Raw genomic sequence first — 21731 nt, 5'->3', positions numbered from 1 at the left:
CCGGGATGGCTGCCTGTGCAACCGCCTTGCAGACGGCCCTGGTCATAGGAACATACCGCCCAAAACCAGTATTGGGGCTTTGCATTGCGCTGAACCCCAAAAAACAGCTTTATTTCAATTGAAATTGCATTGCCTTGAGCAGGGTACGCCATTCAACCTGTTCTTTGGCCAGATAAGCCTGGGCATCGGCTGCAGAGCCTCCTACCACCGTATTGCCGTCCGCTTCCATCCGCTTGATAAATTCCGGATCTTTGCTCACGGTTATGAATGCCTTGCTGAGTCGATCAACGGCATCTTTGGGCACGCCTGCCGGTCCGACAATCAACTTCCAGTCAACCGCATTGAAGCCCTCATAACCTTGTTCTGCAACAGTAGGGACATCTGGCATGGCAGCGATACGTTTGGCGGAGGTGACCGCCAGCGCCCGCAAATTCTTATCTTCGATCAGATTGATCACCGACACCGGTGTCGCAAACATGTAATCGGTCTGACCGCCAATCAGCTCGGTCAGCGCCGGAGACGCGCCTTTGTACGGCACATTCAGCACCTTGATGCCCGCCTTGTAGGACAGCATTTCGCCGGCCAGATGGCCTACGGTGCCCAGGGTGGCCAGGGCTTGCTTAAGCTGGCCGGGTTTGGCCTTGGCTGCCGCAATCACATCGGCCAGCGATTGATACGGAGAGTCTGCCCTGACCACCAGCACGGTTGGCAATTCGGCGACCACCGCAATCGGCGTGAAATCTTTGCTGGCATCAAACTTCATGTCCTGCATGATCACCGGGTTGATGGCCAGATTCGAAGTCTGTCCCATGCCCAGCGTTAATCCGTCCGGTTTGGCACGGGCCACCTGGGTCAGGCCAATATTGCCGCCTGCACCCGGCTTGTTCTCAATCACAAACTGAATATCTTTATCGGTCTGGCTGATCTTCTCGGCAATAACCCGGGTAATGCTATCGGTGCCACCGCCAGGGGTATAGGGCACGACCATACGCACGGGCCGCTGCGGCCAGTCCTGGGCATGCACAAGGCCGGTGGTCAAAGTGGCAACCAGCAGCATACCGCCGGCTAGTCCGGTTATCATTGTTTTCCTGAACATTGTTGTCTCCATTCCTTATTTTTCGGGTTGTTGAAATTTATCTTCTGCAGCACCAACTGCTGCGTGCAGCACGGTGCCTGTAGCCGACTCGGTAACCAGCAAGGTGTCACAACGGGCATCGGCGAAACACAGATTAGTCACCGTGTTGCCTGCAACCGAACGCAGTATCCGGCAACATTCGCCGTTGGCCTCAAAGACAAACACGCGTCCGAGCGACGCATGTGCCACATACACCCTGCCCTGTTGGTCCAGCGCAAGACCATCCGGGCCGCTGGTGCCAAACAGCGCACAGAAGCGGCCGGCTTTTGATACAGATCCATCGGCCAACAGCGGTGCGCGCCAGACGGCGTTGTCCCGGGTAGCGGCCACGAACAGCACCGATCTGTCTTCGTCGACCACAATCCCGTTGGGACTGGGCACGTTGTTCATCAGGCAATCGAGCCTGCCGGTTTTCAACCCATAGCGATACACGGCGCCAGTCGGATCGTGCAGGCCGGTCTGGCCCTGGTCAGTGAAATACACCTGTGATTCATCACGAGTGACATATAAATCGTTCAGCCCCTTGAATGCCTGGGCATTGCGTCGCGCCAGCAACGGCTCAACCACTTTTGCAAGCGGGTCACAACGCAGCAGACCCCGGCGATAATCGGCAATGAGCAGAGAACCATCGCGCAAAACCTTGAGGCCGTTGGGTTCGCCGTCATACTGGACGACCAATTCCCACTCCTTTTGGGCCGAAATACGGAAAATGCGCCCGTAGGGAATATCGGTCACATAAAGATTGCCCTGGGCATCCATGGCCGGGCCCTCGATAAAGGAATGCAATTGCTCGCCGCCCTTATTGGCCTTGGCCCAGTCAGAATCTGTATTGCGCAGGCGCAAATGGTCAGGCATGGTGCTCCATACCTGCGCGTCACAACGTTGAGGTTCCTGGTTCAGAAAAAACATGCTGCGCCCTTACTGTTTTTCCAGGCCGGCGCGCTCGGCAGTGCGCCCCCAACTGTCGATTTCACTTGCAATCTGCTGCGAAAACTCCTGGGGGCTGTTGCCTACCGCCTGCGCACCAAGTTTTTCAAACGACGATTGTATGGATTGATCGGCGACCGATTCCTTCACCAGACGATTCAGCTTGTTGATGACTTCTGGCGGCGTACCGGCACGTGCGACCAAACCAAACCAGTTTTGCACCTGGTAATCAGGCAGGCCAGCCTGCGCAAAAGTCGGTACGGCGGGCAGTTGTGGCAGGCGCTGCGGGCTGCTGATGGCCAATGCCTTGACCTTGCCGCTGTTAATTTGCGGAATGGCGGTCGGTGTTGCACTGATCTCTACATCCACGGTTCCGCCAACCAAAGCCAGCAAGGCCTCGCCCGCACCCTTGTAAGGAACGTGCAGCAGCTTAATGCCCGCCTGATGCTGGAACACTTCGCCGGCAAGATGCGTTGAACTGCCCTTGCCGCCGGAGCCAAAGGTGAGCGACTCAGGCTTATCCTTGGCCGCTTTGACCAGGTCGGCCAGGGTATTGAACGGCGAATTTGCCGGCACGATCAAAATGACAGGCGTTGAAGCGACATTGGCAATGGGCGCGATATCTTTGACAGGATCCCAGGACAGTTTCTTGAACACCGCCGGCAGCATTGCGTACGTTGTATCATTCATCAACAGGGAATAACCATCCGGCTTGGCTCGCATGACTGAGGCGGTAGCAATGGTGCCGCTGGCCCCCGGCTTGTTTTCCACGACAAATGAATGTTTCGATATTTCGGACATTTGCTTGGCCAGCATACGGGCCACATAATCGGTGGTACCACCCGGAGAATAGGGAACCGTAATGGTCACAGCCCGTTGCGGATAGCGCTCTTCCCCCTGCGCCACGCAACTGTATGACAGGTGGGTTAACAGCGCTGTCGCAAAGGCAACGGCTATTTTTTTCATGATTGTCTCCTTATTGCGTGGCAATGACATTGTTTTCCAGCAAGGTATTGATTTGGGCGTCACTCAACCCGGCGCTTTGCAAAATACTCAGCGTATGTTCACCAAGCCGCGGCGGATTCAGGCGCACGCCCAGCCGTTGGCCATCCATGCAAATAGGCAGCAGTGGCACGGTAGTTTGCCGACCGTCGGGCATCTGCATGGGCGCCAACCCGCCGGTCTCCAGAAGATGCGCATCGTCCAGCAGCTCTTCGGGCCGTGCAATGGGCGCAAACGGCAGCGCATTGGCTTCAAACAGCGCGGCAAGCTCTTTCTTTGAATAGGCTGCCATGCGTTCCTGCAGCAGGGGCAACAGCCACGGCCGTGCCTGTACGCGCTGGTTATTGGTGTTCAGATCCGGATTATTCAGTAGCTCGGGCAACCCGAAGGCGTTGCAGAAAATCCGCCACTGCGTATCGCTGACCACTGCCAGGAATATCTGCTCACCGTCCTTGACATTGAATACGTCATAAATGGCCCAGGCCGAAATGCGGCTGGGCATCGGGTCGGCGGCCTTGCCGGTGACCACGTACTGCATCATGTGCTGGGCGACCAGAAAAATATTATTTTCGAACAGGGCACTTTGCACCTGCTGTCCCTTGCCCGTGAGTTCACGTGCCTTGAGCGCAGCCATCACGCCGATGGCGCCAAACATGCCACCCATAATGTCATTGACGCTGGTGCCCGCGCGTATCGGATCGCCCTTTCTGCCGGTCATGTAGGCCAGCCCACCCATCATCTGTACCACTTCGTCCAGCGCGGTGCGGTGTTCATAGGGACCGGGAAGAAACCCCTTGTGACTGACATACACCAGACCCGGATTGCGTTCTGACAAAGAGTCATAGTCCAGCCCCAGCTTTTTCATGGTGCCGGGTTTGAAATTTTCGCTCACCACATCGGCCGAGCCAATCAGGTCCTTGACCAATGCCAGCCCCTGCTCCGACTTCAGGTCAACAGCCAGGCTTTTTTTATTGCGATTGAATGCGGAAAAAAAGCCGGCGCCCGATCCCAGCAGATGACGGGTGTTATCTCCCTTGAGCGGTTCAATCTTGATGACATCGGCACCCAGGTCGGCCAGGATCAGGCCACAAGTAGGTCCCATCACCATGTGCGTAAACTCGATAACCTTCAGCCCCGCATAGGGCAATGTTTTTTCTGTCATATCACACTTGTTGTTCAAAGGTTAAAGGCACGCCGGCTTCAGCCACCATGCCATACACGGCTTCTTGTGGAACACCGGCTTTGAGCGGCTCTCTGGCGCCAATCAGTTTTGCGATATTGATGCCGGTATCAATGCCCATGGCCTCGAACATGAAAACCAGATCTTCGGTAACCACATTGCCGGACGCACCGGGCGCATACGGACAACCGCCGAGCCCGCCCAGCGACGCATCAAAGGTGCGCACGCCGACATCATAGGCAGCCAGATTGTTGGCCATGCCCAGCCCGCGCGTGTTGTGCATGTGGGCCGCGCCACATTTGTCGCCTATTTCGGCAAAGACACGCCGGAAAAGTCGCCGCACCTGAGCCGGATTCGCATACCCGGTGGTATCGGACAGTCCTGTTTCGTCAGCACCAGCAGCCACCAATTGGGACGAGAGCCTGACCACATCGTCTTCACTCACTGTTCCCTGGATCGTGCAACCGAATGCAGTCGATATGCCTGCCTCTATTTTCACGCTGGGTGCAATCTCGTTGCGCAGCGCCACGATCTCGCGCACTTCCTGCACCATTTGCTGCCGCGTTTTTCTCACATTGGCCAGTGAATGCGCCTCGCTGGCAGACACCGGCAGCGTCAGCTTATGCGCACCCGCCTCCAATGCATTGCGGGCGCCCCGCAGATTCGGCACCAGCGCCATGACCGTCAGATCGGCGTAACGAAGTGCATACCGCACGACCTCGGGTGCATCGGCCATTTGCGGCAGCAATTTTGCAGGCACGAACGAACACACTTCAATTTCGCGAACGCCAGCTTCGTAGAGCGCATCGATCAGTTTGAATTTGTATTCGGTCGGCATGATGCTCTTGACGCTCTGCAGCCCATCGCGCATCCCCACTTCACTGATCAACACCCGCTCGGGATGTGTCTGATTCATGCTTCCTCCAATATTCTATCTTATAGAACGTTATTCTATTAAATAGAATATTAAAACAGAAATGACAAGCGCGTCAACACGCAATCGCAAATGTGACTGGCTTACGATGCCAGTGCCAGATACAGGACGGTATGAGATGCAAAACAAAATCGGCCACTGTGGGCCGATTTGCGTCGAGTCATGCGCTGGTTATCGCCAGGCATCAGAATGGAAAGATTCAGTCTTTGATATAGCCGAATTTTTTGCTCAAGGTCATGGCAGCGCTCAGCACCTCTTCCCGGAAAGAGGGCTTGAGCCGGGATGACGGCATAGTCAGTGTCAGCGCGCCTGCGAATTCATGCTGCGCATTGAACACTGCCGCGGAAACACCCGCAAGATCGGGCATGCGATCACCATCCAGCACAATGACGCCATCACGCCGGATCTGATCGTACAGTTTGCCTTTGGCGCCGTTGAAGGCCTGCAGCACGCGCGCGCCAGACCCTTTATCCAGCGGCAACACATCGCCTTCACGGGTTCGATAGCTGATCGGCAAGGGTGAATTAACCCGATGCAGGCACAACCGGCTATTGCCGCTGATGACATGATACGAGGCGCTTTCCTGGGTTTTTTCAACCAGTGCGCGCAGCACCGGGATAATCACATCGGCCTGCGAAAACGCCGAATTGTAAACGCCGTACAGCCGCACGACACCTTCACCCAGGCCATAGCGACCGTCATCGGACTTGTGCACCATGCCGTAATGCTCCAGCGAGGCCAGCAACCGCAGGATGGTGCTCTTGTACATGCGTGTGCGGTCCGCCAGCTCTACCAGCGACAGATACCCATCGTTCTTGCGAAACACAGTCAGCAGCGACAGGGCGCGATCGACCGCTGCAACGCCACCCAAGGCCGGGTTCTCGTCAGCGACCGATAATGTTGACGCTTTTCTTGGCACAATCCACCCCTTGATTCGATGGGGGTATTTTATAGTGGATTGGACAAATGTTAGCGCGATTGGCAAGCACGGTGCAATTGCGCCTAATGCCAAACGAAGCACGAGCGTGAAGCTGCCTGGGAAGCGACCATGCCTTATTTTAAGCAACCATAAAAGAACTCAGGCAACATTCCCTTTCATTGCCTTGGTCGGTTCTCGTTTTGCCTGCCGTGCCCGCGCGCGCCGCAACTGCTGCGTGCCGGAGAACCCGGCCAGTCGAAGACCATGTGCATCCGGGCGCTCAATATCGCTGATCTGCGCCAGCGTATACAGGCGTACCGCTTCAATATAGTCCCGTGCAGACATCCCCAATTGCTGCCTGAAAATTCTCAATAATTGACGCGGGCTGATATGAGCGATTGATGCAAGCGTGATACTGTCCCATGGTGCGGCAGGGTCTGCCTCGACGGCATCCTGAACCCGAAGCAACGCCTGGTGTTGATGATGGCGGTATCGCAATAACGGGGAGATTTCCGGCTCCTGCCGGTGACGCCGCCGGGTAACGCGCATCGATTGCGCCGTTGCGCTGGCAATGCCCTCTCCCGCAACAGTGGAAACACAATGCAAGGCCAGATCAATACCGGCCGTAATGCCGGCGCTCGAGAGCAGATTGCCATCGTCCACATACAGCCGGTTGCGCAGAACCTGCGCCTGCGGCGCCAGACGCGCCAGTTCGTCCAGAAAATCGTGATGTGTCGTCAACGTTCTGCCGGACGCCAGCCCCGCATCGGCAAGCAGCAACGCCCCCGCACAGATTGTCAGCAGCGCACAGCCGGAATCGGCATGCGCGTTGAATAACTCGACATATCGGGTGAGCCATGTGCGTGCCTTGAGCCAGACCGGATCATGATGAATGATGCTCGCAGTCGGTCCGCTGCGACCGGACAGTACCAGCCAGACTGGCCCGCTTTTACGCAGTTCACCCAGTTCTGGCAGCGGGTCGATGCCGTCAAATGCCAGTCCCACAGAGGACATGATCGTCGGTTCGGGTGAAATAAACTGAAGCGAAAACCGTGCTGACCTGCCTCTTGCCTCAAGATGCTGATTGGCCAGACGGAATACTTCGGCCGGGCCAGCCACATCCATGATCAACGTGCCCGGCAGAAGTAGAAAACAAACAGAGATCATGTTGCTGCCACGCCCCCAGACGCATTCTCGATCAGGTCGCGAACATGAGCAATGCTGGCAAAACGATTATTCAGGACCGTCTCGGTCCGGCGGTGAATATCGTCTGCGCTCATGGGGAGTCCATCCGGTGAAAGCATATCGAATGTCAGCGTTGCATCGGTCACAAACGTCACGGAAAAGCCCTCATCAGACAAGTGGCGCGTGGTTGTTTCGCAACACTGCTCGGTCCGGATTCCGGCGATCATCACATTCGTGATGCCCCGATCGCGTAACCAGCCAAGCAGTTGTGTCCCGACCAGCGCGCTGTGTTTCTGCTTTTTTACCACCAGTGTGGCTTCAAAGTCCATTAATCCCTGCAATGGACGAACATAACCGCTGGCCTCATTAAACGGGCTGTCCGCTGCCGTTTCGCAATGATATACCCGCACAATGGGCACACCCTGCGCGTCGCAATGCGCAACCAGCGCATTGGTTTGGGCTAAAAACAATGCGGCGCGATCCTCGTCCCAATAATGGCGATGACGAAAGGATTCCTGCACATCAACGAGCATAAGTATTTGATTCATGTTTGATCCTGTATGTGTATTGACGGGTTATCATAGAACGTAACAAGATTTAAGTTCGTTTCAAAAACGGACATAACACGGCCTTTAACAGACATATCGCTTTCACGCGGGCTGGCGCACACCATGCCTAAAATGAGACGCGTCGCCTGGCCTGCATTCTGACCATTTAATCCGCATGAGTTTGTCCATGAGTTCGCCTACCTTTAAGCCCGCAGTTGTGGCCGGCTGTATTTTTTCGCTATTTACCTGCACGGTAGTTGCCCAGCCGGTGACCTCAGCGCAAGCGGGCGTCGCCGCTGCGCCCGACATGGCGACACCCGCTACCGCCGCCACAACAGAGGCACCCATTACCCAGTTGTCGCCCATTGTGGCCACCAGTACCCGCATGGATCGCGCTGCAAGCGAAATACCGGCATCGGTCAGCGTCATAGACGGTGCGCACATCCGCGCGAACCAGATGCAGGTCAATCTGTCCGAAGGGTTGCGCGGCATCCCGGGACTGACCGTGCGTAACCGACAGAACTATGCCCAGGATTTGCAAATAGGCATTCGCGGCTTCGGCGCCCGATCGGCATTTGGCGTACGCGGCATCCGCCTGTATGTGGACGGTATTCCGGCAACCATGCCAGACGGACAGGGCCAGACTTCCAATATTGATCTGTCCTCCATTGAATCGGCAGAGGTCCTGCGCGGGCCATTTTCCACGCTGCACGGCAATTCCTCGGGCGGTGTGCTGCTGACTGAAACCGAAACCGGTGAAGGCCCGCTTACCCTGACCCCGTCTTTTGCCACCGGCAGCGACGGGCAACAGCGTTATGGCATGAAAGCGTCAGGGTCCCGTGGGGAAGGCGCCGGCGCCATAGACTATCTGCTCAGTACCAATCATTTCCGTACAGACGGCTACCGCGAGCATAGCAGGGCAGAAAAAAACCAGGTCAATGCCAAGCTCGGGCTGCGCGTAGGCGATGCCGGCCACCTGAGCCTGCTGCTCAATCATGTCGATGTGTCGGCACAGGACCCGCAGGGGCTGACACGCGAAGAGTTCGAAAACGATCCACGCTCCTCCTCGCCCAATGCCCAAACCTACAATGTACGCAAAACCACCAAGCAGACCCAGGGAGGTCTGGTCTATGAACAGCCTCTGTCTGACCGGACCGATCTGCGTATCATGGGCTACTATGGCCAACGGGAAACCAGGCAGTTTCTATCCATTCCAATTGGTCCGCAGCGCGCGCCATCACATTCGGGCGGCGTCATCTGGCTCAAACGGCAATACGGGGGTGCAGACATTCGGCTCACCTCACATGTTTCCCTGGCCGACAGACCACTTACGCTGGTGGCGGGCCTGGCCTGGGATACGATGCGCGAAGCGCGCAAGGGCTATGAAAATTTCATAGGCAACCAGCTTGGCGTGCAGGGCAACCTGCGTCGCGACGAAATCAACAACGTCTGGAACCTTGATCCTTACGTACAGGCATCGTGGAACTTTGCCGAACGCTGGACGCTGGATGCCGGCCTGCGCTACAGCAACGTCCATTTCAAGTCGTCAGACCGTTATATTACAAACGGCAATGCCGACGACAGCGGGACAGCCAATTACAGCAAGCTGCTGCCCGTCATTGCCCTGAACTATCAAGCCACGCCTGACTTGTCGCTATACATCACAGCTGGTCGCGGCTTTGAAACGCCGACCTTCAACGAGCTGTCATATCGCGCCGACAACGAGTCGGGTCTGAACTTTGGTCTAAAGCCCTCGGTCAATACCACGCTGGAAGCCGGGCTCAAGGCTAATGTCGGCTACGGTCAACTGACCGCCGCCGTATTCCGTACCTACACCAAGGACGAGATCGTGAGCGCTGGCGCCTCGGGCGGGCGCACCACCTATCAGAATGCGGGCCGTACCCTGCGCGATGGGGTCGAATTATCCTGGGATGCGCGACTTTACCGTAATTTGCGTGCCCAACTTTCTTATACGTATCTGCACGCCCGCTACCGCGACAGCTTTTGTTCCGGCCCCTGCTCCGCCAGCAACCCGCAAGTGCCTGCCGGCAACCTGATTCCCGGCATCGCCCGAAATACGGCAACCGCTTCGCTGGCATGGGAACCGGAACAGGGCTGGAATGGTGGTGTCGATGTCGATTACCTGGGTAAAGTGTACGTGAACGACCAGAACAGCGAGTCAGCCCCTTCGGCCGTAGTGACCGGCCTGCACACCGGCTACACCTGGAAACGCGATCATTGGACAGTCAATGCATTTGCGCGCGTAGACAACGTATTCAATGCCCGATATGCGGGATCAGTCATCATAAACGATGCCAACAACCGCTATTATGAACCGGCGCCGGGCAGAAACTGGACTGCAGGCATGACGGTCAGTTACCGCTTTTAGCGGTAGAATACCTCTATCGTTGGCAAGCTCTCCCATGATTGGATCGGCTGCGTAAATCGTGCCGGCGACCAGTACCGCCATCGGCTTGCGCACCATGTGCGTCGCGCCACCGCAGGGCTAAAGCATTATCGTTGTAAAGTTGTCTGTTTCAAAAGGGGAATACAATGGACGAACGCAGACCCATATCCGGCATTGCCGCCACCGGCCTGACACTGCTGGCAGCGCTCATTATTCTGATCGGCCTGTTCATGACCGGCGCCGGCATCTGGCTCGCCGTGCTGGGCGGTAGTGTTTACTACGTCTTGATGGGCCTGGCCCTGCTGCTGTCAGGCTACCTGCTCTGGAAGCGCAGTCTGCTGGGTGTCTGGCTTTATGCCCTTGCATTTATTGCCACCGTCATTTGGGCGGTATGGGAAGCCGGCTGGGAGTTCTGGCCTTTGGTTGCGCGCGTCTTTGCCTTTGCTGTTCTGGCTTTTCTGGTCACCCTGGCCGCGCCGGCACTGCGCCGCGCCCAAGGCAAAGCGCCCTGCCGCGTAACGCGCTGGGCCTCGGTTGCGCTGGCCATTGGCATTGCAGCCACATTCACCCTTTTCTTTTTTCCCAAGTCGGTCCTGGAAGCTGAGCATATTGCCGCCGTCACAAAGGCCGATCCCAACGACCCACCAACAAACTGGGAGCATTGGGGCAACACCACAAGCGGAACGCGCTTTGTGGCCATGGACCAGATTAACAAGAACAATATCGGCAAGCTGCAGGTGGCCTGGACTGCCCATACCGGCGATATTCCCGAGAGCACCGGATCGGGTGCAGAAGACCAGAACACACCGCTGCAGATCGGCGATACGCTGTACGTGTGCACGCCCTACAGCAAGGTACTGGCACTGGATGTCGATACCGGCAAGGAAAAATGGCGTTACGATTCCAAAGCAACCGCGCCTAACTGGCAACGCTGCCGCGGTCTGGGTTATTTCGATGCAACCGCCAGTGCCAGTACCGTAGCCCAAACCAGTGCCGAAGGCGCTCAGGTCGCCAGCGACCAGAATACGCCTCCTGTCGAAGGCACGACACCGGCCGGCACACTGTCCGGCAGCCAGCCTGCCAACGCGCTAACCTGCGCGCGGCGCCTGTTTCTGCCCACCACCGATGCCCGCCTGATTGCCATCAATGCCGACAACGGCCAGCCCTGCACCGAGTTTGGCAATATGGGCACGGTCGACCTGAAAGTGGGCATGGGCGAAGTCAAGGACGGCTACTATCAGCAAACCTCCACACCGCTTGTTGCGGGCAATCTGGTGATTGTAGGCGGACGCGTAGCTGACAACTTTGCCGTAGACGAACCGCCGGGCGTCGTTCGTGCCTTCAATGTCATTTCCGGCAACCTGGAATGGGCGTGGGATCCGGGCAATCCGGAAATAACCGGTGCACCGCCCGAAGGCCAAACCTACACCCGGGGCACACCAAATGTGTGGTCTGCCATGTCCTATGATGCCAAACTCGGTCTGGTCTATTTGCCTACCGGCAATGCCACACCGGACTTTTACGCTGCCCAGCGCACCGAACTGGATGACAAATACAGCTCGTCCATCGTGGCACTGGATGTAAAAACCGGCAAGGTGCGCTGGCATTTCCAGACCACCCACCATGACCTATGGGATTTTGATCTGCCTGCACAACCATTACTCTATGACATCCCCGATGGCAAAGGCGGCACCAACTTCGCGCTGGTACAAATAACCAAACAGGGCGAAATCTTCATGCTCGACCGCGTGACCGGCCAACCGCTGGCGCAGGTTCAGGAAAAACCGGTACCGCAAGGCAATGTCAAGGGTGAGCGCTACGCCGCCACCCAGCCGTTTTCCGTGGGCATGCCTTCTATCGGCAATCAGACGTTAAAAGAATCCGATATGTGGGGTGCGACTGCATTTGACCAACTGCTGTGCCGGATTCAGTTCAAGGGCATGCGTCACGATGGCGTCTACACACCGCCCGGCGAAGACCGTGCCTTGCAGTTTCCCGGCTCGCTGGGTGGCATGAACTGGGGCGGTGTCTCGGTTGATCCGACCACCAACTATATGTTTGTCAACGACATGCGTCTGGGTCTGGCCAATTACATGATCCCCCGCGAGAAAGTGGGCGCTGGGGCCAGCGGCATCGAGATGGGCGTGGTTCCCCAGGACGGAACGCCCTTTGGTGCCATGCGCGAGCGTTTCCTGTCGCAATTGGGTATCCCTTGCCAGAAACCGCCGTTTGGCACGATGACTGCCATTGACCTGAAAACCCGCAAGATCGTCTGGCAGGTTCCGGTTGGCACCGTCCAGGATACGGGACCGCTGGGCATTCGCATGGGTATGCCCATTCCTATAGGGATGCCCACCCTGGGCCCATCGCTGGCGACTCAGGCCGGGCTGTTGTTCTTCGCAGGCACGCAAGACTTCTACCTGCGCGCCTATGATTCGGCCACCGGCAAGGAAATCTGGAAGTCGCGTCTGCCAGTAGGCAGTCAGTCAGGCCCCATGTCGTACATTTCCCCCAAAACCGGCAAGCAGTACATTGTGATCAATGCCGGCGGAGCCAGGCAGTCTCCTGACCGTGGCGACTACATCATTGCCTATGCGCTGCCAGATGATGCACACAAGGAACAATAGCATATGAAATAGCGTGGCTGATGTGCTGTCTGGCATCAGCCCATCGTCCAAAAAAGCCTGTGTAAACAGCCCCGATAGCAACTGTCATAGACGGCGCTATTGGGGCTGTTTTGTTTTGCTCGATATTGGGATGATTGGCAAGCGTCAGCGGTTGCACACGCCGCGCTTGACGTGACCGCCTGCGACAGCGGGCCTAAACTGACGGAACATGTTCAGGTACGCAGCACATTCACACGGTTAGTGACCGATACCCTGCGCCTATTTCGCATGAGTAAGCAGGTAGTCCCGCAATACATTTGCGTTATTGTGCTGCTCGTCTTTTGCCGCATACAGCAGAGTCACGCGCTGCTGCCGCGCCCTATCTAACAGTTGCTGCACCGCTTCCGGCGCTTCATCCAGTTCAGCGCAATAGCGTTTCGTAAATTCGCCCCATTGATCCTTGTTCTCATGGAACCATTTGCGCAACAGGCTGCTAGGGGTGACGTCCTTGGGCCAAAGATCATGTCTCAGATCTTCTTTTCTTATCCCTCGCGGCCATAATCGATCGACCAGCACCCGATAACCGTCGTTATCGTCCGGCTCATCGTATACACGCTTAGTCTGGATTTGATCTTTTTTCATTATCAATCTCCTGTCGCACCATGCTTGCCGGCCGCTATCGATAGACGATGCCCGCAATGCCTGTCCCGAGGCCTGTCCCAATACCTCTTGCCTATGGTACTGCGAATGCAAACGCATGTGGTATTGGCGTTAGCAGATGCGGCACGCTGTCGCTGGCCTATTCATTGTTATCGCCAGCCCGCTAAAACCGCCCTCAATTGCAGCTCGCCCTAAATGCTTGATTTCAGCTGTTTCTGCGCGGCCTCATGAATCTGCGTATACAGGTTGTTGCCATGCGCGTCGATCCCCACCGTTACCGGCCCCAGTCCCTTCACGCGCAGGCGCACCACGCGATAGTGAGTCAGCATATCGGTCCACCCCACTTCCAGCACCTGTTCAATAGCCTGGCTCAATAGCGTGCAACCGCCTCCCAGAAAAGACAGATAGACGCAGCCGGCCTCTTGCATGGCTTTGGCGCTGGCCTCATCCAGCCCGCCTTTGCCGCCGGTTGCATGCAGTTGCAGTTCGCGGATCAGGCGGGGCATATGCGGATTGAAACGGGTGCTTGTGGTCGGATTGATATACAGAATCTCAAACTGCCCGGCAGTTTCCCGACTATAGCTGCCCAGATGGAACAGCGAGGCGCCGTGCAGGTCCATGGGAAACGGCTCTTTGCCATCCAGGCAATCCAGAAAACGGGCATGGGTGGGCAGCCCGGCGGTAATAATAATTTCACCATCAATAATGACCTGGTCGCCAGCCCGCAACGTGCGCGCATCACTGGCTGACAGCGGAAAAGTCATGCGGTGGGTGGTAATGGACATGCGCATTTACTCCAGCATTTGAATGCGACCATCGTTATAACAGCGCGCCCGCGTACGCCGGTTGATCCAGCAGTTGAAACAGACTGCGACCGGCGTAAAGCCATGACCGGCGCAGTAATTGATATGCACTGCCATGGAAGTGCTGTCACCCCCTGTGCCCATGGGGCCAAAACCGGTTTTATTGATCCGCTCCAGCAACCGGGCTTCCATATCCACCAGGATGGGTTCGGGATTGACCGTGCCTATTTGCCGCAGCGTCGCCTCCTTGGCCATTTTCGCTGCATAATCAAACGAGCCGCCAATACCGACGCCAATCACCACTGGCGGACAGGGCTGGGAGCCTGCCTTGACAACCGTTTCCATCACAAAATTCTCTATCGTCGGCAAATCCGGGAAGCTGAATATTTCCAGCGCGGCCCAGCGTCCCGAGCCCAGCGCCTTGGGTGAACAGGTAATGTCGATATAGTCCGCGCCATCCACCAGATCAAACGTGGTAATCGGCATGCCCTTGCCCTGGTAACCACGCTCAAGCGTGAGCGGATTGGTCACATGCGGCAACAGCGGCGGATTGATCGTAGCCACCAGTTCTGCAAACCCTTCTTCAATGGCCTGTTTCACATTGCCATCGAACTGCGCCTGCGTACCTATCTGCATGAAATAAACCGGCACGCCGGAGTCGGAACAAACCAGTGACTGCTGGCTGCGCGCTGCATCAGCGCTCTCGATCATGATTTGCAAGGTGCGCCGACCGGTCTCATTGGTCTCACGCGAACTGGCCTGCACCAGGGCCTGGCGAGTATCGTCCGGGATTTGCTTGAGTGACCGCTCGTAAAGCTGTGCCGTCACCTGTTTGATCATTTCAAATGTAATAGCCATGATTTCTCTTATTGTTTAAGCAGTCCGAAGGTCTGGGCTCGCATACGGGCCAGCGCATAGATGGTTCCCGCGATCGGTGTAGCCATATGCAGGCTTGCGGCCAGTTCCACAAACGCGCCAAGAATGGCCTCGATTTCGACCGGGCGCCCCGCTTCGGTATCTTGCAGCATTGAGGTCTTGACTGCACCAAGCTTGCGCGTAACAGCGAGACGTTGCTGCGGCGTCACGCTCACCGCAATGCCCAGCGCCGCGCCTACCGCAATAACCTCATCCATGAGCGCAACAAACAAACGGTAAATTGCAGGGTCATCAATCATCAGATCGGTCTGTGAACCGGTGAGCATGCTGACAGGATTGAAGCAGGCATTGCCCAATAACTTTTCCCAGACGGCAGAACGGATGGCAGAAGTTTTTTCAGCAGCCAGGCCGGCCGCATTGAACAGCGCGACCACACGATCGAGCCGGTCCTGGTTTGATTGATCCGCATGGCCGCTTATTTCGCCAAGCACCAGCCGATTGCCCGAGCTGTGATGAGACACGCCTGGTTCTGGGCTATAGCACGATGGATAGACAACGCAACCCATAATGCGACCGGGGTCAATGGCATCTGCAATAACGCCGCTGGGATCCAGGGCCTTAAGTTGCGTGGGCAGTTGTTGAGCGGGCGCCTCGCTATTATCCAGCCCTTGGGTAAACCACCAGGGAATACCGTTAATCGCCGGAATGACAATCGTGCCCGCATGGCACAGTGCGGGGACCATGCCGGCAACATCCTGCAGCGCATGGGCCTTGACGGTCAGAATGATGATATCCTGCGGACCAAGCGCTGCGGCATTGTCCGACGCGCGCACTTGAGCAACCAGCCGCTCCTTGCCTTCTTCCAGTATCCAGCCACGCGCCTGTATGGCTTGCAGGGTCTGTCCGCGGGCCAGCACGCTCACCTGAGCGCCGCTATTGGCCAGGCGCACACCCAGATAGCCGCCGATCGCGCCGGCACCAATGATGCAAACTTTGGTTTTATCCTGTGTACTCATCTATTCCTTCCAGGTGTCAGTATGGATGTAATCATCGCCATCGCGAGCCTGTATACACCCCTGCCTTCAGGCAATTTATACTAGAACACGCTCACTTAAATGTCAATAGATTATATTATTGACCTATAGGTCACACCAAACGCCTTGGATTGCGCGGGTAGCATACGCCTTTACACGGCGTATGCTATGTCGTTTCTGGTGTGAAGTATCCGGCCGGCAAGATCTCGGTCTCGATATCGGCGCCTAGCACAGACTGAAGCCTGGCTTACTCAGTCTTGTTTATTGACGAACTGCTGTACCGCTTGGGCAAACGCCTCGGGCTGTTCAACAACGGCAATGTGCGAAGCGTCCTCCAGCACCACCAGTTGCGCTCCCGGAATCTGGCTGCTCATGATTTCCGACATCTGCAGCGGCGCCCCCTGGTCCAGGCGGCCGGCGATGACCAAAACCGGCAACGACAGGTTTTTCAGCCTGTCTGTGGTATCGACCGTGCCAACGGCGTTGCAGCACCCAATATATCCTTCGGTGTCGGTGGTCAGCAGGCGACGGCGGTAAGCCGCCACTTCACCGGCGTGCTCGCGCCGAAAGGTATCGTGAAAGTAGCGCTGCATCACGGCATCGGCAATGGCTTCAATACCCTGATCCTGCACAGTTGCAATACGCTGACGCCAGTTGTCCCGCGCCTCTTGCGGGTACCCCGAAGTGGAATTGGCAATCACAAGTGAAACCAGCAGCTCGGGATGACGCAAGGCCAGTTCCTGCCCGACCATTGCTCCCATTGACAGGCCGATCCACACCACCGGACCGCAGTCCAGTTCGCGCAGCAGACGTGCGGCGTCATCCGCCAGTTCAGCCATGTCGTACAGCCCCGCAGGCGCATCGGAACTGCCATGACCACGATGATCATAGGCAATCACATCATGATCGGTCGCCAGCTCGTTGGCCAGGCGGTCCCACATGGTCAGATCGCAACCCAGCGCATGACTTAACACAACTGTATTTTTTGGCTTGCCATTGCGGGCCTTGCGTATTGTGTAATGCAGCGCCGGCTTGCTCACTGTACGACCTTCGTGCCCGGTACCGGAATGAGAGACGTCCAAAGGAGAGAAGGATTGCGGCTCGTAGCCGATTTGCGGCCCAACTTCGCGCAAAATAGCCATGGCATGACTGAAAGCCGTATTGGCAGCAGGAACACCGGCATAAATCGCCGCTTGCATCAGTACTTCCTTGATCTCGTCCGGGGTCAGGCGCGACGACGCCTCACCCGTGAGCGCCGCACGCACATGCAGGTCAAATTCTTCCCAGCGTCCCATTGCAATCGTAATAGACAGAACAATAATACGGCGCGTCTTGTGTTCCAGACCGGGTCGGCTCCAGATTTCGTGCCAGGCAAACCGGGAGATCAATTGTTGAAACTCGGCATTGAAATCGTTGGCGCCGCTCAGTGAGCGCTCTACCCAGGCATCGCCCAGGACGCGACGGCGGTTATTCAGGCCTCGTTCAAGATCGTGGTCAACTGGATCAAAACTCATGCTGCGTAATTCCGAAAAAAATGGACAATAGGAAAGGAAATCGTGCCTGCGTGATCCCGGGTGCGCGGCGCACCGGGATGCCCACAGAACAGCGTTCTTGCGCGCTTGCTGCGCTCACGGTAATCGTACCGCAGAATCGCAGATTATATGATTTGGCGGGCACCGACGCTGTTAATCGCCTGCGTCTTGACCGGCACACCGCCCGTGCGAAGGTCAGCGAATGGATTCGTAGCCATCCTGATCTTCCGGCCAGGGGGTAAGGACTTCAAATCCGTCGGCCGTGACCACAACCATATGCTCCCACTGAGCCGACAGTGAGTGGTCCTTGGTAACCACCGTCCAGCCATCGGCAAGTTGCCGCGAGTGGCGTTTGCCGGCATTGATCATGGGTTCGATGGTGAACATCATGCCTTCCTGCAGCCGAAGGCCCTCGCCCGGCCGCCCGTAGTGCAACACTTGCGGATCATCGTGGTAGATCTGCCCGATGCCGTGACCGCAATATTCGCGTACGATACTGAATCCTTCGCGGTGGGCTACACTTTGTATGGCGTAGCCGACATCACCCAGTGTGGCGCCAGGACGCACCTGGCGGATGCCAGCCACCATGGCTTCATAGGTCGTATGTACCAGACGCCTGGCCAGCGGCCCGGGCTCGCCCACAAAATACATGCGACTGGTGTCGCCGTACCAGCCGTCCTTGATAATGGCCACATCTATATTGATGATATCGCCATTGCGCAGCACCTTATCGGACGGAATGCCATGACAGATGACATGGTTAACAGACGTACACACGGTTTTGGGAAACCCGTGGTATCCGATATTGGCAGGGATGGTGTTCTGAACATTCACGATATAGTCGTTGCACAAGCGGTCCAGCTCATCGGTTGTGACGCCAGCTTTTACATGCGGCGCAATCATATGCAGCACATCGGCAGCAAGCCGACCGGCGATACGTGCCTTGGCTATATCCTGGGCACTTTTGATGGAAACGCGCTGACTCATTGACGCGCCCCCGCAGGTGCGCCTGCACGGAGCGCCGCGGTACCCATGGTCGAGATGGAGCCCAGATCCAGTGTGCCACTCTGCCCGGCCTGCACCAGCAGACGGCACAGGTCGCTATGATCAAGATCGGGATACATTTCAGCCAGCATGCCGATGCGCATCCAGTGCTCGGCCTGCGCGTTGATGGAACGGCTAAGCGCCGTACTGGCCAGACGCAGGTTTTCATGCATCTGATCGGAAATTTTTACAATACCCATAATTTGTCCGGATTTGGTAATAAAAATGGCGCGACCGCAAGGCCACGCCAACATACAACATCATTCAATGAAAGATATTATACGAAACGTATACGTTCAGTATATCACAATGAACAGACGAATGATCTGACCTATGAATTCAGACGGGAGCCAATCCGCTCATTCACGTAGGTCGTCAGCTCACCGGGTGCAGTATGTTCCAGATGCAGTATCAAGCCAATAATCGTCTCGGCCTCGCCATCGCTGATGACTGATGCAACCTGCTTGCGGAAACGCTGTATGGCCTCAATCGAGGTGCATGGCCAGTTGCGTTGGAAAGCGGCCCAGGCATCGGGCAACGCGCGTTCCAGGTTCACGATACTCATGGCCAGTTGTAGTTGTTCAATCAATGCAGGTGGACAGTGACCGCCCAGTGTCGCCATTTGGGCCGATAGCACGCCGTCCATCGCGGCCCGACCTGGGCCGGGAAGATCGGGCGGTTCCTGACAGGCCCCGCCGGCAGCATCGTTTTTACTGGTCTGAGCCGCTGTCGCCGCGTTATGCTCCAATTGCGCCGCCTGCGCAGCAGCAAATCCCATTGCGTCCAGCATCGCGGTTGCAGGCAACTGGCTTGCCCTGGCTGCCGCCACCGCGGCGCCCACGGTTGCGCTAACAGCGCCGGCCCGCCAGGCCCGGCTGCAATCAATATCAGGCAGATCGGCCAATACCGCTGTTGCAAGATAACCCGCAGCCAGCGCGCTCATGAACACGTGCCCGCTCCCCTGACAGGCCTGGACCAGCGCCCACGCCGCGGCAATGATGGCGGCGTCCACTGCCTTGAACTCGGAGCGTACCTCTGCGCCAGGCTGCCGGACTTCGAGCATTGCGCCCATTGACAAGGCTGACAACACAGGTTGATTCTGAATATATCCTGTTGCTTCCAGCGCGGCCGGCGAACCGCTGCTGGTGCCGATAATGGTAGTGCGCGGCACAGTTTCCCGCGGGTTTATGTCTGCGCTCAGTATCGTTGCCAGGGCCTTGAGCACACGCCAGCGAATCTGTTCTGTAGCCGCAGTCGGCATATTTTCAACGGCTATATTGCTGATCAGTTGCGCAAATTGCGCCGTCACCAGATCGGTCATATCTTTCTAATCTCTTCTCTTAATTGCAACTGTTATTGTGCAGCACCCTGCGCATCACCGCCAGCAGCACTCAGGCCGTTTCTTGATGTGGATCATATTTTTCAAATTTATAGACCATAACAACCACAGGGCTATTGCACATGCAATCGATTGCCTGCAATACCGCCATGAATATTGCTTGCGCGACCTGTTCACTTGTCACTACCCGGGCGCAGCGGCGGCGGGTCAATCACAGATATAATAACTAAACCAAAGTTGAGGTGCGGGAGCGCCCATGCCAGAGATAAAACCTGAAGAACACGGAAAACTGCTATCGGTGGGCGAAGTAGCCCAACGCAGCGGCGTGGCAGTCTCTGCGCTGCACTTTTATGAACGCAAGGGATTAATTGCCAGCGTACGCAACAGCGGGAACCAGCGTCGCTACAAACGCGAAGTCCTGCGCAGGGTAGCCATTATCAAGGTCGCACAGCGGGTGGGCGTTCCATTGACAGAAATTGCCCAAGCGTTTGCCACCCTGCCCAGCGGCCGGACCCCGAGCGCAGCAGACTGGGAACGGATGTCCCAGGTCTGGCATGAGGATCTGAGCGAGCGTATCCAGACGCTGACCTGCCTGCGCGATCAGCTTACCGAATGCATAGGGTGCGGGTGCCTGTCCATTGCCTCATGCCCCTTGCGCAACTACCTGGACAGGCTCTCGGACAAGGGGCCGGGCGCCCATTTCCCACCCCCGGGCTAGCAGCTGCCATTTCTTTGCAAACGCCGTCATATCCGGCACGCAAATCCCAAAAACGTCATGCAATGCGGCTTGCGCCGCTTGCGCGCTTTCCAGCACGGTCTGTTCAGTCTGTCCGTCCTCATAACGCGTGGTCAGCAGATTGTTGCGCAAGGTATAGCGCCCATTCTGGAAAATCCTGGCTGCTACAACTGAATGACGGAAATGGGAGTCCTCATGCGTAGACGTGTAATAGTTGGGTGCAATGTAGTCCACCGGATGCTGCCGGGTCAAATCAAACCGGTACATATTGCGCCAGCCTGTGTTGGTATGAACCTGTAGCCAGTAATCGCCATCAATCAGCAGACAGCGATAAGCGCCGTGGCTGGTTTGCTGCACATTTTCCCGGTTCATCACCATGGGCGCGGGAATGGAGTTGCCGCCAAAACCCACATCGACAATGTAAGGACGATGATCCAGCCTGACATGCAGCAGCATATGGGAGCGAGCGGTAATGGCATGATCGTCGGCGCCCCACAGCACACGCGCCAGCAGATTGGACACAGTAAAGCCCAGACGGTGCAACACATGGGCAAACAGCAAATTCTGTTCATAGCAGTACCCGCCGCGCTCACTGAATACCAGTTTGTGCTCAAGGCTGGGTAAATCGATCAGAACCGGCCGGTTCAGAAACGGGTCCAGATTTTCAAATGAAATAGTCTTCTGGTGCAACAACTGCAGCGCTGCCAGGGTCTCCAGCGTGGGGTCCTGGGATCCTGTATAACCGAGTTTGGCAAAATACGCATTCAGATCGATTTTGTAATCTGTGAGCGGGGTCTTCATCAAAACACTCCGGGTAAAAGAATAAATGACGATCGCAGTGTAAAACCTCAACCTAAATTAAGG

The 21731-nt window shown here is 56.6% G+C and carries 20 protein-coding genes; 3 read left to right on the top strand and 17 right to left on the bottom strand.

The window, feature by feature from the left end; translation table 11 throughout:
* Positions 1-109 precede the first annotated feature (109 nt).
* The 8 genes from EV681_RS01750 to EV681_RS01715 form a co-directional block, all read right to left on the bottom strand.
* A complete protein-coding gene (locus tag EV681_RS01750) occupies positions 110-1096 on the bottom strand; it encodes a Bug family tripartite tricarboxylate transporter substrate binding protein (protein WP_128393647.1) in 987 nt (328 codons plus the stop codon).
* Between the two features lie 15 nt (positions 1097-1111).
* Positions 1112-1990: an SMP-30/gluconolactonase/LRE family protein gene (locus EV681_RS01745; protein WP_423191187.1), complete on the bottom strand. Its 879-nt coding sequence runs from the start codon at positions 1988-1990 to the stop codon at positions 1112-1114.
* 63 nt (positions 1991-2053) lie between these two features.
* On the bottom strand, positions 2054-3028 hold the full coding sequence (locus EV681_RS01740; protein ID WP_165392910.1) for a Bug family tripartite tricarboxylate transporter substrate binding protein: 975 nt from the start codon (positions 3026-3028) through the stop codon (positions 2054-2056).
* 10 nt (positions 3029-3038) lie between these two features.
* Positions 3039-4226: a CaiB/BaiF CoA transferase family protein gene (locus EV681_RS01735; RefSeq protein WP_130303168.1), complete on the bottom strand. Its 1188-nt coding sequence runs from the start codon at positions 4224-4226 to the stop codon at positions 3039-3041.
* A 1-nt stretch (position 4227) separates the two neighbouring features.
* Positions 4228-5160, bottom strand: a complete 933-nt coding sequence (locus EV681_RS01730) for a hydroxymethylglutaryl-CoA lyase (protein WP_128393643.1) — start codon at positions 5158-5160, stop codon at positions 4228-4230.
* A 217-nt stretch (positions 5161-5377) separates the two neighbouring features.
* A complete protein-coding gene (locus EV681_RS01725; RefSeq protein WP_128393642.1) occupies positions 5378-6097 on the bottom strand; it encodes an IclR family transcriptional regulator in 720 nt (239 codons plus the stop codon).
* A gap of 159 nt (positions 6098-6256) precedes the next feature.
* Positions 6257-7264, bottom strand: coding sequence for a GlxA family transcriptional regulator (locus EV681_RS01720; RefSeq protein ID WP_130303167.1), 1008 nt, complete (start codon positions 7262-7264; stop codon positions 6257-6259).
* Positions 7261-7830, bottom strand: coding sequence for a cysteine hydrolase family protein (locus EV681_RS01715; protein ID WP_130303166.1), 570 nt, complete (start codon positions 7828-7830; stop codon positions 7261-7263). Before EV681_RS01715 ends, EV681_RS01720 begins: the two co-directional genes overlap by 4 nt.
* A 307-nt stretch (positions 7831-8137) precedes the next feature.
* Here EV681_RS01715 and EV681_RS01710 point away from each other — a divergent pair, with 307 nt between their 5' ends.
* Complete coding sequence (locus EV681_RS01710) at positions 8138-10219, top strand: TonB-dependent receptor domain-containing protein (protein ID WP_130303989.1); 2082 nt, start codon at positions 8138-8140, stop codon at positions 10217-10219.
* A 164-nt stretch (positions 10220-10383) separates the two neighbouring features.
* Positions 10384-12864 carry a glucose/quinate/shikimate family membrane-bound PQQ-dependent dehydrogenase gene (locus tag EV681_RS01705; protein ID WP_130303165.1) on the top strand — a complete coding sequence of 827 codons (2481 nt, stop codon included), beginning with the start codon at positions 10384-10386 and terminating at the stop codon, positions 12862-12864.
* Between the two features lie 258 nt (positions 12865-13122).
* Here the strand turns inward: EV681_RS01705 and EV681_RS01700 are convergent, their stop codons facing one another.
* The 8 genes from EV681_RS01700 to EV681_RS01665 form a co-directional block, all read right to left on the bottom strand.
* The gene (locus EV681_RS01700) at positions 13123-13485 is read right to left on the bottom strand and encodes a DUF488 domain-containing protein (protein WP_128393638.1); all 363 of its coding nucleotides are present in this window, start codon (positions 13483-13485) and stop codon (positions 13123-13125) included.
* Between the two features lie 209 nt (positions 13486-13694).
* Positions 13695-14288, bottom strand: coding sequence for a fumarate hydratase C-terminal domain-containing protein (locus EV681_RS01695; protein ID WP_128393637.1), 594 nt, complete (start codon positions 14286-14288; stop codon positions 13695-13697).
* A gap of 6 nt (positions 14289-14294) precedes the next feature.
* Positions 14295-15164: a fumarate hydratase gene (locus EV681_RS01690; protein WP_128393636.1), complete on the bottom strand. Its 870-nt coding sequence runs from the start codon at positions 15162-15164 to the stop codon at positions 14295-14297.
* Positions 15165-15172: 8 nt separating this feature from the next.
* On the bottom strand, positions 15173-16198 hold the full coding sequence (locus EV681_RS01685; RefSeq protein WP_128393635.1) for a ketopantoate reductase family protein: 1026 nt from the start codon (positions 16196-16198) through the stop codon (positions 15173-15175).
* 269 nt (positions 16199-16467) lie between these two features.
* Complete coding sequence (pcaCD, locus tag EV681_RS01680) at positions 16468-17730, bottom strand: bifunctional 4-carboxymuconolactone decarboxylase/3-oxoadipate enol-lactonase PcaCD (protein ID WP_128393634.1); 1263 nt, start codon at positions 17728-17730, stop codon at positions 16468-16470.
* Between the two features lie 213 nt (positions 17731-17943).
* On the bottom strand, positions 17944-18735 hold the full coding sequence (map, locus tag EV681_RS01675) for a type I methionyl aminopeptidase (RefSeq protein WP_128393633.1): 792 nt from the start codon (positions 18733-18735) through the stop codon (positions 17944-17946).
* Positions 18732-18992 (bottom strand): ParD-like family protein, encoded by a 261-nt coding sequence (locus tag EV681_RS01670; RefSeq protein ID WP_128393632.1) that lies wholly within the window; start codon positions 18990-18992, stop codon positions 18732-18734. Before EV681_RS01670 ends, map begins: the two co-directional genes overlap by 4 nt.
* A gap of 131 nt (positions 18993-19123) precedes the next feature.
* Entirely contained in the window at positions 19124-20113 is a 990-nt protein-coding gene (locus tag EV681_RS01665) for an MmgE/PrpD family protein (RefSeq protein ID WP_130303164.1), read from the bottom strand.
* A 274-nt stretch (positions 20114-20387) separates the two neighbouring features.
* Here EV681_RS01665 and soxR point away from each other — a divergent pair, with 274 nt between their 5' ends.
* Positions 20388-20849, top strand: coding sequence for a redox-sensitive transcriptional activator SoxR (gene soxR / locus EV681_RS01660; protein WP_128393630.1), 462 nt, complete (start codon positions 20388-20390; stop codon positions 20847-20849).
* Here the strand turns inward: soxR and EV681_RS01655 are convergent.
* The gene (locus tag EV681_RS01655) at positions 20775-21668 is read right to left on the bottom strand and encodes an arylamine N-acetyltransferase family protein (RefSeq protein ID WP_128393629.1); all 894 of its coding nucleotides are present in this window, start codon (positions 21666-21668) and stop codon (positions 20775-20777) included. The two genes, soxR and EV681_RS01655, sit on opposite strands and share 75 nt — an antisense overlap.
* Between the last annotated feature and the right edge of the window lie 63 nt (positions 21669-21731).

The sequence above is a fragment of the Advenella incenata genome, from assembly GCF_004217095.1.
Taxonomy (GTDB): Bacteria; Pseudomonadota; Gammaproteobacteria; order Burkholderiales; family Burkholderiaceae_B; genus Advenella; species Advenella incenata.
Note: the sequence above shows the minus strand (reverse complement) of the source record. Positions and strands in the feature narration are given on the sequence as shown.